This window comes from Bradyrhizobium campsiandrae (assembly GCF_014529705.1).
In the GTDB taxonomy this organism is placed as follows: Bacteria; Pseudomonadota; Alphaproteobacteria; order Rhizobiales; family Xanthobacteraceae; genus Bradyrhizobium; species Bradyrhizobium campsiandrae.
The window spans coordinates 1-12,033 of record NZ_JAANIH010000119.1; the positions used below are offsets into that span (position 1 = coordinate 1).

The following is a 12,033-nucleotide window of genomic DNA, read 5'->3' on the forward strand; positions in this document are numbered from 1 at the left end:
GGAAATTGGCGTTGGCGGTGATGATGGTGCCGTCCATGTTGAACTCGATCACGGCCTGGGCCTTGTCGATCGCCGCGATCTGACCGGCGAGATCGGCGGTCTTCAGCTTCTCCGCGGTGACGTCGGTGGCGAACTTGACGACGCCGAACGGCTTTCCCGTATCGTCCATCACGGGATTGTAGCTCGCCAGAATCCACACCTCTCTGCCGCCCTTACCGATCCGCTTGAATTCGCCGGCCTGGTACTCACCACGGTTGAGCGCGGCCCAGAATTCGCGATACGCCGTGCTCTCACGGTCTGCCGCGGGCATGAACAGGCTGTGATGCTTGCCCTGAATCTCGGCCAGCGAGTAGCCGAGCGCCTTGCAGAAGTTCTCGTTGGCCGTGACGATGGTACCGTCGAGCTTGAACTCGACGACGGCCTGGGCGCGGCTGATGGCGGCGATCTTCGAAGCATCCGCCATGCTGCGCAGCTTCTTGGCCGTGATCTCGGTGGCGATCTTGGCGACCATAACCGTCTTGCCGTTGCCGTCGAGCACTGGGTTGTAGGATGCTTCGATCCAGATCTCGTGGCCGCCCTTCGCGATCCGCTTGAACTCCCGCGCCTGGTACTCGCCACGGTTTAAAGCGGCCCAGAACGCCTTGTACTCGGCGCTGTCGCGCTGGTCGGCCGGCACGAACATCGAGTGATGCTTGCCCTGGATCTCGTCGAGCCGATAGCCGAGGACGTCGAGAAAGTTCTTGTTGGCCGCGATGATCGTGCCATCCAGGTTGAATTCGATCATGGCCTGGGAACGGCCGATGGCGTCGAGCCGCGCCTGTGCATCAATCCGGGACTTGCGACCAAACATCTTCTTGCTCCGAACTTCCGATCGCGACGCATGCGCTTCGGAACGATTTGTGATGATCTCGTCGGATGCGGTGCGTTTACGACCGCCGCTGCCGACGGGCGGAGCAAATATATGAATCGAATTATCAGAGTATTTGCCCGATCGAAGACACAATGGCCGGATTCTGCCAGCGCAATTAACCTGACTGCGACAAACGGCAGTCCCCACGGCGCTCCGCGGCTTGAACCATGAAGGCCGCGCTAAGATCCCTATCGGATTTCGGCAGAAACACCGACGAGGGTTCCGCGCGAAGAATTAATCCTGAGCGTCTGGTCATTTCGTCGCAGGGCTCCTTCATTCGCGGCACCGGCAAGTTCGGACATGCAATCGCGACATCACCGGCAGCGCATGCAATTTGAAATTGGTAGCGCCGCAATGGCGATGCGGTAGCTTGCGGCTTTTGGGATTCTGATGTGGGCGCCGTTTCCTACCTCGACCGCTATCCGTTGCTTCGGTCCCGTGACACCGAGTACGCGCGCGATCGCCTGTTTGCGGAATACGGCGCCGACCGGTTCGAGACGCGCGGCGAGACGTTCGGCGTTCAGGCGAATTTCGCTCGCCTGAGTTCGATCGGCATCGCGTTCTGCGCCTACGACGGCCAGGCGTCACTGTCGTTTCCCGAATCGCAAATCTTCCGCCAGTTCTTCTCCATCGAGGGACATGCAAGCTTCAGAACCAATGCGGACAGCGAGCCTATCGAGGCCTGGAGTCCAATCGTGGCCGGAGATACAAGGCTGCACCTCAATTTCGAGCCCGGCTATCGTCAGCTGGTGGTGAGGCTGGATACGCTGGCGACGGAGCGCTTGCTGAAGAGAATGATCGGGGACGACAGCGACGCCACCCTGCGCTTTGTTGCCAGCAAGCCGGATCCCGCGGTCATGACGCATGTGCGCCACGACGTTTTCAGATTTGCCGAGGAGCTGGAAAAGTTCGGGCAGGAATACTCACCCATCGCCATCGCCGAGCTCGAGCGGGCCTTGATGGTTCGAATGCTTCTGGCGCACCGGCACAACTTCACCGAGCGGCTGCATCGCTCCCCGCCAGGCGCCAACCGGACCGTCGTCAATATCGTCGAGTCCTACATCGAAGCTCATTGGGACCAGCCGCTCGATCTGGACATGATCGCGGAGATCGCCAATGTGAGCGTGCGCACCGTGTTCCGGGAATTTTCCGATGCCGGACGCGGATCGCCCGGCCAGTTCGCGCGGCGCGTTCGCCTTCGTCGCGCCGCGGAGCTGCTACGGCGTCCCGACGGGCAGACCAGCGTCCTGGCCGTGGCCTTCAAATGCGGCTTCGGCAACCTCGGTCGCTTCGCATCCGAATACCGGAGCGAAATCGGCGAGCTGCCGTCGGAGACCTTGAGGAATGCGAGGCGCAAGTTATAGGGGCGTCAATGCGCGTTGACAGGGCGCCTCCGCGGATCGTGGCCCGGTCTAACGATCATCTTCGTTATCACTGAGCGGTTATCCGAGCGAGACCAGGACAAGCCAAGCTAACGCTCGATCGAGCAGGACGACGGAATGGGCCGAAGGCGCGTTTAACCCTTCCTCCATCGCCGCGGAGCGTAATGCGGGCAATACACGCGTAGAGAGTTGTTCAGGCTGGGATGTTGAGTCATCTTACGCCGTCTCACATCTGAGGTTTTTATCGTGACCACGACGACTAAGGGCGACTACTCCCTCCTTCTCGTCAGCTTGGCCGCTATTTTGGCGCTGCTGATGGGTATCGAAGTATCCACGATCAAACATAAACTTGAGCTGGACTGGTCCGACTGGCTCGGATTCGCTGGAGCTCTCGTCGGCGGAGCAGCTACTGTCGTCGCGGCCGTCATTGCTTGGAAAGCTGTTCGAAATCAAAATGAGATCAACATCAACCTCGCAAAACGTCGCGAAGTTGAGTCGCGCAAATTGGCAATTTCGCTCGTAAAGCCGCATCTCGAGACGATCGCTGCCTGCTGGTTGGTTTTCGACATTGCTGAAACCAGGAACGAAGAACAAAAGCAGCGCGGCATAGCTTCAGGAACAGCGTTCTTCTTTGAGGCCGATGTGAAGAATGATCTTGAAGAAATCGATGGCCTTGGCCCCAGTCTCTCGCCATCTGACGCGTGGGATTTCCGTCACTTAATCTTGCAGATGAAGCTTTTTTCCAGTCTGTGCAGCAATATTTTTGCTCCGTCGATTTTTGACAACAGGATTGAAAACCTTCGTGCCAGGCTTACCCGCATCTGCGACGCCGCGGTTCGCTTTGACCCCGAACTGGCGATCATATTTCGCGATCTCAAGCGAACTGAGGCGATCCGCACGACGTCCGCCGCCCTTCTCCGCGACAAGGCACTTCACTATGAGCGCACCGGAAATATCGACGTCGATATCATTCCGCTGCCTCCACCATGAAGCGCCGGTGCAGGCAGCCTGAATCGCGTTGTCGTCGGATGCTGGATGGGTATGGTGTCGTGCATTCTGGCTCGAACGACACGCATGACCAACTCAGCCGAGGGCGGGACGAAGAAGCGACGGTGGGTCGGCCGTTTGGCCGTCGTGCTGTTCGCCTATCTGGTGCTGGCCTATTTCCTTGTGCCTCTGCTGTGGATTCACCACGAGCACGAAGCTGGCCTTGCTTCGCTGCCGATGCTCACCAGAACATCGGACGACATCCCTGCCGACCCCCTGAACGTCGGAATCGTCGGCAACGACGAAGACATTGTCCGCGCCATGAGTGCGGCCGGATGGTTTGCGGCCGATGCGGTGACGCTGCGCTCGAGCTTCGAGATCGTCGGCAGCGTGGTGCTGGATCGCCCCTATCACAACGCACCCGTCAGCCCGCTGTATTATCTGGGAAAGAAAGAGCAATACGCTTTCGAGAAACCCGCTGGGCGCAGTGCGGATCGACGACATCACGTTCGATTCTGGAAGGCCCTGGAGAAGGGCGACGACGGCCGTCCGGTTTGGCTTGGCTCGGCGACCTTCGACCGGAGTGTCGGGCTAAGCCACGACACAGGACAAGTCACCCACCATATCGATGCCGACATCGACTCCGAGCGTGATCTGCTGATGACCAACCTGCGCGAGGCGCGTGTCGTGAGCAATTTCTTTCAGATCTCGGGCATCGGCCCGACGATGTTCGGCCGAAACGGTGGCGGCGATCCCTACTATACGGACGGCGAGATCCACATTGCCGTGCTGGTGCCGGGAGCGGCAAATGGACCCGCCAATCCACCCACCATTCCACCACCCGCTCTCATTGCCTTGAAGGATGCCATATGGCACGGCATCGCTCCCCAAGCTGACAGCAAGCCTTAGCCCTTCCCCATCGCCGCGATCGCGTCCGCGATTTCGATCGTGCGCCGCGCCATGTCGGCATGCAGGCGCTCCACCATGGCGCCGTCGAGGCGGATCGCGCCGCGCGAGAGATTTTCCGGCAGTTCGAAGGCCGCGATGATTTTCCGCGCGCGCGCGACTTCCTCCTCGGGCGGCGTGAAGATGGCGTTGCAGGCCTCGATCTGCGAGGGATGGATCAGCGTCTTGCCGTCGAAGCCGAGGTCGCGGCCTTGCGCGCATTCGGTCGCGAAGCCATCGGGGTTGGCGATGTCGCTGTAGGGACCATCGAGGATCTCGAGGCCGGCGGCGCGGCTCGCCAGGATGCAATGGGCGATGATCGGGATCATAGCGGCGCGTCCGGGCAGCATCCTGATGCGCGTCTCGCGCGAGATGTCGTTGGGACCGAACACGAAACCAGCGAGGCGGGTCTTGGGATCGCGACCGGCCTCGGCCAGCTCCTCGGCATGCAGCACGGCGCGCGCGGTTTCGATCATGGCCCAGACCTTCACGGAAGGTGCCGCACCGAGATGGGCGAGATCGCGGCCGATGCTGTCGAGATCTTCGATGCTTGAAACTTTTGGAACCAGGATTCCGTCGGGCGAGGCCTTGGCGGCCATGGCGACGTCCTCGGCCCACCATGGCGAATCGAGGCCGTTGGTGCGGATCAGGATCTCGCGCTTGCCGAACCCTTTTGCGGCGATCGCGGCGGCGATGCCGTCGCGCGCCACCGCCTTGGCGTCGGGCGCGACGGAATCCTCGAGGTCGAGGATCAGGCCGTCGGCGGCGAGATTCCTTGCCTTTTCAAGGGCGCGGGGGTTGGAGCCGGGCATGAACAGATGGCTGCGGCGCGGACGGGTCATGCTGGTGATCCTTCGGGCTTCCTCAGGCGTTCTTATAGCGGGACGCGATAGCATCTGACGTGCCCATTCGAAAGGCTTGTTCGCCCCTGCGGTATATGATTAGGCATTGGCTATGATCACATTCCCGAAGTCCTTGCTGGAAGGCTACAACGCCTTCGCCACCAACCGGCTGCCGGCCGAGCAGAACCGCTACCGCGAGCTCTCGGTGAAGGGGCAGTCGCCCGAAGTGATGGTGATCGGCTGCTGCGACAGCCGCGTCTCGCCCGAGGCGATCTTCGATGTGGGTCCGGGCGAATTGTTCGTCGTCCGCAACATCGCCAATCTGGTGCCGACCTATCAGCCCGACGCCAACGCGCACGGCGTCTCCGCCGCGCTGGAATATGCGGTGACGGTGCTGAAGGTGAAGCACATCGTCGTGCTCGGGCACGCGCAATGCGGCGGCATCCGCGCCTTCGTCGACAAGATCGAGCCGCTGACGCCCGGCGACTTCATCGGCAAATGGATGCAGATGTTCATCAAGCCGGGCGAAGTGGTCGAGCAGCGCGATCACGAGACCATGGCGCAATTCGTCGAGCGCATCGAGAAGGCCGCCGTGTTCCGCAGCCTGGAAAACCTCATGACGTTCCCGTTCGTGCGCAAGGCCGTCGAGAGCGGCCAGATGCAGACGCACGGCGCCTATTTCGGCGTCGCCGAGGGAACGCTGTTCGTGCTGGACAAGGCGAGCAAGGAATTCAAGAGCGCGCGCAGCGTGGTGTAACCACCGCTCTTGTAGGGTGGGCAAAGGCGCACCGCGCCGTGCCCACCATCTCTCTCGATCACGAAAAATGCGTGGGCACGCTTCGCTTTGCCCACCCTACGGCTACATCTTCTTACGCCGCCTGCTTCTTCGCGCTGATCAGCTTGCGGTTGATCAGGACTTCCGCGATCTGGATCGCGTTCAGCGCAGCGCCCTTGCGCAAATTGTCCGAGACGCACCACAGCACGAGGCCGTTCTCCACCGTCGCGTCCTCGCGGATGCGGCTGATATAGGTGGCGTCCTCGCCGGCTGCTTCGTAAGGCGTCGCATAGCCGCCGGGCTCCTGCTTGTCGATGACGAGGCAGCCGGGCGCCTTGCGCAGGATCTCGCGGGCTTCGTCGGCGGTGATCGGATTCTCGAACTCGATGTTGACGGCCTCGGAGTGGCCGACGAACACGGGCACGCGAACGCAGGTGGCGGTGAGCTTGATCTTGGGATCAAGAATCTTCTTGGTCTCCGCCATCATCTTCCACTCTTCCTTGGTGAAGCCGTCCTCCATGAAGACGTCGATGTGGGGGATGACGTTGAAGGCGATGCGCTTGGGGAATTTCTTCGCGACCAGCTCGTCATTGGTGTAGACGGCCTTGGTCTGCGAGAACAACTCGTCCATCGCATCCTTGCCGGCGCCCGACACCGATTGATAGGTCGAGACCACGACGCGCTTGATGGTCGCCTTCTCGTGCAGCGGCTTCAGCGCGACCACGAGCTGCGCGGTCGAGCAGTTCGGGTTGGCGATGATGTTCTTCTTCTTGAAGCCTTCGGTCGCGGCCGCGTTCACCTCGGGCACGATCAGCGGCACGTCCGGATCCATGCGCCAGGCCGACGAATTGTCGATCACCACCGCGCCGGCGGCACCGATCTTCGGCGACCATTCCTTCGACACCGATCCGCCCGCCGACATCAGGCAGATGTCGACGTCGGAGAAGTCGTAATGCTCGAGGGCTTTGACCTTCAGCGTGCGGTCGCCATAGGAGACCTCGACGCCGACGCTGCGGCGCGAGGCCAGGGCCACGACCTCGTCGGCGGGAAATTTGCGCTCGTCGAGAATGTTGAGCATTTCCCGTCCGACATTGCCGGTCGCGCCGACGACTGCGACTTTGTAACCCATCGTTCACTCTCCGATGAAAAAGCCCGTTCCTGAAGCTGACGCTTAAACAGGAAGAGCAGCGCTTCTATGCGAGAACCGGCCTCAAGACAACGTTGGACCATGCCTTAGGGACGTGGATGCAGTCGCCTGAGGCCGGCCCGGCCACATCACCCACCCAGATCCATCTGGCGCTCGCCAGTTTCGCCGACGAGGTGGTCGGCACGCTGGCGCGCCTGTTCGCCTATGTGGGGGCGCTGGCCCTGTTTGCCATCCTCGCGCTGGCCGGGCTCGGCCAGCTGCCTGAGCTGCAGGGCGACGAGCCCGCCGCAAAGCCCGGCTGGGCCGTGGCCGACCGGTCGCACCCGGCCTTCGCCCTCAGCCGGATCGATTCATCAGAAAAAACAGCCTCTTACACGATCCTGAGGCACCCCGAGGGAGGCCGGCGCGACGTCATGCGCTGGACCGGCGAGGCGGACAAGCCCGTCGCCGAACTCGAAATCTACCGGGAAGGCCGGGAATTCGACGTCACGCGCCCGGCGGCATCAGGCCTTGCCATCCAGATGGACCTCGGCGCAGCCACCACGCTCGAGCAGGCCGGCCTGATCGACACCAAATTCGGCCCGGTCGCCCTGTTCCGGCCATCAGGCACGGCGGATGGGACGCAGGCGTGCCTCGGCTACCTCAAGCGCAACGAGGAGCCGCCGCTCCAGATCTCCGGCTTCTCCTGCCAGGGCGACACCCTGCCGGCCCGGCGTGCGGCGATCGCCTGCACGCTGAATCGGCTGACGCTGCTGACATCAGGCAACGAGCCGAAGCTGGCCGAACTGTTCGCCCATGCCGAGCTGAAGCGCCGCGCCTGCGCTTCCCAGGGCTCGCCGGACTGGCTGCTGGGCGCGGCGAATGCGCAATTGCGCGGAACGCTTTGACCGGCATCAAGCTCAAGTGGCTGGTATTGATGCAACTTTTGCCGGCGGGCACGATTATTCCGCGCTGGTGTGACCCAATAGACCTAGTTGCGATGCCCCCGGCCGGGCTAGTATGGGCGAAATCGACTGGCGGCTTGCCGCCTGAAGGGGACGTGATGAGCTCGAATTTCTCTGGCGCGAATGGATTGGCCGCGAACAAACTGGCGATGTTGCTTGCGGCGACCGCCGCGATTGCCATGGCCTTCGCGACACCGGCTTCGGCCGATACCAAGACCAAGCAGCGCTATGACGATCGCGGCCGGCCGGTCTACGGCGCCGGCGGCCCCAACGTGGTCTACCAGCAGGGCCGTACCCGTATCTATGTGAGCAAGCGCTCCTGGCTCGACGGCGGCACCGAGGTCAATCCGGGCGATCGCAAGTTCACCGATTACGCCTTCCCGCCGGCGGTGGGCTATCCGTCCTTCGCGCGCGAAAACCTCAACCGCCCGATCGACCGCCAGCCGCTGCCGACCCCGGCCGATCTCGGCGGCTATCCGCAGAATTTCCCGCTGTACTGAGCGGACATCACGACCGAATCAAAAGGCCGGGCCCACGCCCGGCCTTTTTGTTTACGCATTGGCCGCCGGATCGTAACGCCGGCAAAACTCCTCGATCGCCTCGGAGCGGAAATCGGCGAGGCGCTCGAAGATGAGGTCATTCGGCCAATCCCACCAGGCGATCCGCTGCAGGCTTGCCGCGACTTCATCATCAAAGCGCTTGCGGATGGCGCGCGCGGGGACGCCGCCGACGATGGTGTAGGGCGCGACATCGCGGCTGACGACCGCGCCGGCGGCAATCACCGCGCCATCGCCGATTGTGACGCCCGGCAGCAGGATCGCGGCGTGGCCGATCCAGACGTCATTGCCGACGATGACGCGATCGCCGCGGCGCTTCGCGAAGAAGTCGCGGTCGCGCGTCGCGCTCGCCTCGTAATATTCGGGGACATAGCTGAAGCGATGCTGCGACGGCCGGCCCATCGGATGATTCGGCGCGCCGATCCGCACCGAGTTGGCGATGGCGCAGAACTTGCCGATGTCAGCAGCGGCGACGTCGCAATGCTCGCCGAGATAGGAGTAATCGCCGAGCGAGGCATATTCGATGCGGCTGTGGCCGAGGATCTCGCAGCGCCGCCCGATCTGCGCCTCGCGCTGGCGCACGGTCTCATGGATGAAGGTTTCCGCGATCTTGGGGCGGGGTGAGGCATCCATGTAAGTAACTCCGAGGGCAGGTGCCGTAGGGTGGGCAAAGGCGCAAAGCGCCGTGCCCACCATCTCTCTCTGATCGCACTCAGAACGTGGGCACGCTTCGCTTTGCCCACCCTACAGAGCTACGATTCTGCGTTCGCCGCTTAGGCGTGCAGCTTCTGCAGTTCCTTCAGGATCGCTTCGCCCATCTGCGTGGTCGAGGCGGCGGTGGTGCCTTCCGACTTGATGTCGGCGGTGCGAAGGCCGCTGGCGAGCACGGCTGCGATCGCGGCGTCGACCTTGTCGGCGAGCGCGCCCATGTCGAAGGAATAGCGCAGCGCCATGCCGAAGGACGAGATCATCGCGATCGGGTTCGCAAGGCCCTTGCCCGCGATGTCGGGCGCCGAGCCGTGCACCGGCTCGTACAGCGCCTTGCGCTTCCTGCTCTTGACGTCGACCTCGCCGAGCGAGGCCGAGGGCAGCATGCCGAGCGAGCCGGTCAGCATCGCCGCGATGTCGGACAGCATGTCGCCGAACAGATTGTCGGTGACGATGACGTCGAACTGCTTCGGCGCCTTCACCAGCATCATGCCGCCGGAGTCGGCGAGCTGGTGCTCGAGCGTGACATCAGGATATTCGCGCTTGTGCACTTGAGTCATGACCTCGTTCCAGAGCACGCCCGACTTCATGACGTTGCGCTTCTCCATCGAGGTCACCTTGTTCTTGCGCTTGCGGGCCAACTCGAAGGCGACGCGGCCGATGCGCTCGATCTCGTAGGTGTCGTAGACCTGGGTATCGATGGCGCGCTTCTGGCCGTTGCCGAGATCGGTGATGGTCTTGGGCTCACCGAAATAGACGCCGCCGGTGAGCTCGCGCACGATCATGATGTCGAGGCCTTCGACCGCCTCGCGCTTCAGGCTCGAGGCATCCGCCAGCGCCGGATAGCAGACGGCGGGGCGCAGGTTGGCGAACAGAGCGAGATCCTTGCGCAGGCGCAGCAGGCCGGCCTCGGGGCGCACCTCGTAAGGCACCGCATCCCATTTCGGGCCGCCGACGGCGCCGAAGATGATGGCGTCGGCGGCCATCGCCTTGGCCATGTCGCCTTCCGAGATCGACACCTTGTGGGCGTCATAGGCGGAGCCGCCGACGAGGCCGGTGTCGGTCTCGAACTTGGCGATCCCCGATGAATTGAGCCAATCGATCAGCCGCTTCACCTCGCCCATCACCTCCGGGCCAATACCGTCGCCGGGGAGCAGCAGCAATTTGTGGGTCGCCATATCCGTTTCCTCTGAGATCGAATTTCGGCCGGAGTGCTAGAGCGGCGTTGCGCGCTTGGCAAGACACCATTGCCGCCGCGCGGCTGTGCAAGGCGGGCAGGGCCTGCCACACTGCGGGCTGCCGGAGTACCCCTTGCATACCCCTGATCGCCCACCCGCCGCGCGCCCCGCGCGGCTGATCCTGACCCTGTCGCTGGCCGCAACCGTCGGCCTCGGCATCGGCCGCTTTGCCTATGCGCTGGTGCTGCCCGACATGCGGGAGGACCTCGGCTGGTCCTACTCGGCGGCCGGTTTCATGAACACCATCAACGCCGTCGGCTACCTCGTCGGCGCCCTCGTCGCCTCCCGGCTGATCCAGCGCGTCGGCTGGTCGGCGGCGATCCGCGGCGGCACATTGGCCTGCGTCGCCGCGCTTGCGACCTGCGCGCTGACAGGGAATTTCATCGCGCTGAGCCTCGCCCGCCTCGTGCTGGGCCTCGGGGCCGCGGCCGGTTTCGTCGCCGGCGGCGCGCTGGCCGCGACCATCGCGCAGTCGCAGCCCGCGCGGGCCAATTTCCTGCTCAGCTTGTTTTATGCCGGTCCGGGCGTCGGCATCCTCTCATCAGGCTTGATCGCCCCGTTCACGCTGCAGCATTTCGGCCCCGGTTCGTGGTGGATCGTGTGGTGGGCGATGACGCTGCTGTCGGTCGCCATGACCGTGCCGCTGTTCCTGGTCCGCATCGAGAGCGGCGCGCGCTTTTCCGAAGGCAGCCACGGCGCCTTCGCTGTGCTTCCGGTGCTGATTTATCTGGCCGCCTACTTCCTGTTCGGCGCCGGCTACATCGCCTACATGACCTTCATGATCGCCTATGTCCGCGACGGCGGCGGCGGAGCGGCGGCGCAAGCCGCATTCTGGGGCCTGATCGGCCTGTCCGCCTTCGTCACGCCCTGGGCCTGGCGCGGCGTGCTCGCGCTCGACCGCGGTGGGCTCGCCACGGCCATCATCCTCGGCACCAACGCGCTCGGCGCAGCCTTGCCGATCCTTGGCCATTCGCCCGCCTGGCTGGGAATCTCGGCGGTGGTGTTCGGCGTCGCCTTCTTTGCGGTCGTCGGCTCGACCACCGCCTTCGTGCGCTTCAACTATCCGCCAGAGATGTGGCCGACCGCGATCGCGGCAATGACGATCTCGTTCGGCATCGGCCAGACCCTGGGGCCGATCGTGGTCGGCGCGATCACCGACGCGCTGGGGAGCCTGAGCTACGCGCTGAACGTGTCAGCGGCGCTGCTGGCATTGGGGGCGGTGTTGGCGCTGTGTCAGCGCAAGGTGGGGCCGGCCAAGGCACCGGTGCCGTAGCAACCATTAAAGCGTCGCCCCGATTGCCGTTGAGCATGACGCGGCGCTTTCGGCCGTCAAGGCGTGGCCTGGGGACAGCAGATGCGAGGAGATATGAGCGACGGCCAGCCTTGACGGCCGCTGCGCGCGGCGTCGTTGTGGCGGCAGGTCGGGACGAAGAAACGGTCGCCTGATCGAACAAAGAAACGCGGGTCAGACGGCGGGCAGCTTGGCGAGTTGAGGCACCTCGGCCAGCCAGGGAGTTCCGCGGGCGACGACGGCGTTGATGATGACGACCAGCTTCCTGGCGCAGGCGATCAGCGCGGATTTGTGGCACTTGCCGGCG

General features: G+C 63.5%; 12 protein-coding genes. 7 read left to right on the forward strand and 5 right to left on the reverse strand.

Going from position 1 to position 12,033, the window contains the following annotated elements:
• On the reverse strand, window positions 1-850 hold an 850-nt coding region (locus tag G8O24_RS41600), incomplete at its 3' end, for a PAS domain-containing protein (protein ID WP_188108275.1).
• A 452-nt stretch (window positions 851-1,302) separates the two neighbouring features.
• Here G8O24_RS41600 and G8O24_RS41605 point away from each other — a divergent pair.
• The 3 genes from G8O24_RS41605 to G8O24_RS41615 all read left to right on the forward strand — a co-directional run bounded on the left by G8O24_RS41605 (window position 1,303) and on the right by G8O24_RS41615 (window position 4,188).
• Complete coding sequence (locus tag G8O24_RS41605; protein ID WP_188108276.1) at window positions 1,303-2,274, forward strand: helix-turn-helix transcriptional regulator; 972 nt, start codon at window positions 1,303-1,305, stop codon at window positions 2,272-2,274.
• A gap of 264 nt (window positions 2,275-2,538) precedes the next feature.
• On the forward strand, window positions 2,539-3,282 hold the full coding sequence (locus tag G8O24_RS41610) for a hypothetical protein (protein ID WP_188108277.1): 744 nt from the start codon (window positions 2,539-2,541) through the stop codon (window positions 3,280-3,282).
• Window positions 3,283-3,327: 45 nt separating this feature from the next.
• Window positions 3,328-4,188 (forward strand): LssY C-terminal domain-containing protein, encoded by an 861-nt coding sequence (locus tag G8O24_RS41615; RefSeq protein ID WP_244646361.1) that lies wholly within the window; start codon window positions 3,328-3,330, stop codon window positions 4,186-4,188.
• Here G8O24_RS41615 and G8O24_RS41620 read toward each other — a convergent pair.
• Window positions 4,185-5,066 (reverse strand): HpcH/HpaI aldolase/citrate lyase family protein, encoded by an 882-nt coding sequence (locus tag G8O24_RS41620; protein ID WP_188108278.1) that lies wholly within the window; start codon window positions 5,064-5,066, stop codon window positions 4,185-4,187. The two genes, G8O24_RS41615 and G8O24_RS41620, sit on opposite strands and share 4 nt — an antisense overlap.
• 112 nt (window positions 5,067-5,178) lie before the next feature.
• Here G8O24_RS41620 and G8O24_RS41625 point away from each other — a divergent pair, with 112 nt between their 5' ends.
• Window positions 5,179-5,823 carry a carbonic anhydrase gene (locus tag G8O24_RS41625; protein ID WP_188108285.1) on the forward strand — a complete coding sequence of 215 codons (645 nt, stop codon included), beginning with the start codon at window positions 5,179-5,181 and terminating at the stop codon, window positions 5,821-5,823.
• A 112-nt stretch (window positions 5,824-5,935) separates the two neighbouring features.
• On the opposite strand, the gene G8O24_RS41630 is transcribed toward G8O24_RS41625, so the two are convergent.
• Complete coding sequence (locus G8O24_RS41630) at window positions 5,936-6,970, reverse strand: aspartate-semialdehyde dehydrogenase (protein WP_188108279.1); 1,035 nt, start codon at window positions 6,968-6,970, stop codon at window positions 5,936-5,938.
• 116 nt (window positions 6,971-7,086) lie between these two features.
• Here G8O24_RS41630 and G8O24_RS41635 point away from each other — a divergent pair, with 116 nt between their 5' ends.
• Window positions 7,087-7,875, forward strand: coding sequence for a hypothetical protein (locus G8O24_RS41635; protein WP_188108280.1), 789 nt, complete (start codon window positions 7,087-7,089; stop codon window positions 7,873-7,875).
• A 155-nt stretch (window positions 7,876-8,030) separates the two neighbouring features.
• A complete protein-coding gene (locus tag G8O24_RS41640; protein WP_188108286.1) occupies window positions 8,031-8,432 on the forward strand; it encodes a hypothetical protein in 402 nt (133 codons plus the stop codon).
• A gap of 51 nt (window positions 8,433-8,483) precedes the next feature.
• Here G8O24_RS41640 and G8O24_RS41645 read toward each other — a convergent pair whose 3' ends face one another.
• Together G8O24_RS41645 and leuB are read right to left on the reverse strand one after the other, a co-directional pair.
• Entirely contained in the window at window positions 8,484-9,122 is a 639-nt protein-coding gene (locus tag G8O24_RS41645) for a DapH/DapD/GlmU-related protein (protein WP_188108281.1), read from the reverse strand.
• A 140-nt stretch (window positions 9,123-9,262) separates the two neighbouring features.
• Window positions 9,263-10,375 carry a 3-isopropylmalate dehydrogenase gene (leuB, locus tag G8O24_RS41650; protein WP_188108282.1) on the reverse strand — a complete coding sequence of 371 codons (1,113 nt, stop codon included), beginning with the start codon at window positions 10,373-10,375 and terminating at the stop codon, window positions 9,263-9,265.
• Between the two features lie 133 nt (window positions 10,376-10,508).
• Here leuB and G8O24_RS41655 point away from each other — a divergent pair, with 133 nt between their 5' ends.
• Window positions 10,509-11,708, forward strand: a complete 1,200-nt coding sequence (locus G8O24_RS41655) for a YbfB/YjiJ family MFS transporter (RefSeq protein WP_188108283.1) — start codon at window positions 10,509-10,511, stop codon at window positions 11,706-11,708.
• The last annotated feature ends 325 nt before the right edge of the window (window positions 11,709-12,033 follow it).

Bases quoted from the DNA above. Each gene is read 5' to 3' on its own strand.
- G8O24_RS41615 (WP_244646361.1), top strand. From the start codon at position 3,328: ATGGGTATGGTGTCGTGCATTCTGGCTCGAACGACACGCATGACCAAC.
- G8O24_RS41620 (WP_188108278.1), bottom strand. From the start codon at position 5,066: ATGACCCGTCCGCGCCGCAGCCATCTGTTCATGCCCGGCTCCAACCCC.
- G8O24_RS41625 (WP_188108285.1), top strand. From the start codon at position 5,179: ATGATCACATTCCCGAAGTCCTTGCTGGAAGGCTACAACGCCTTCGCC.
- G8O24_RS41630 (WP_188108279.1), bottom strand. From the start codon at position 6,970: ATGGGTTACAAAGTCGCAGTCGTCGGCGCGACCGGCAATGTCGGACGG.
- G8O24_RS41635 (WP_188108280.1), top strand. From the start codon at position 7,087: ATGCAGTCGCCTGAGGCCGGCCCGGCCACATCACCCACCCAGATCCAT.
- G8O24_RS41640 (WP_188108286.1), top strand. From the start codon at position 8,031: ATGAGCTCGAATTTCTCTGGCGCGAATGGATTGGCCGCGAACAAACTG.
- G8O24_RS41645 (WP_188108281.1), bottom strand. From the start codon at position 9,122: ATGGATGCCTCACCCCGCCCCAAGATCGCGGAAACCTTCATCCATGAG.
- leuB (WP_188108282.1), bottom strand. From the start codon at position 10,375: ATGGCGACCCACAAATTGCTGCTGCTCCCCGGCGACGGTATTGGCCCG.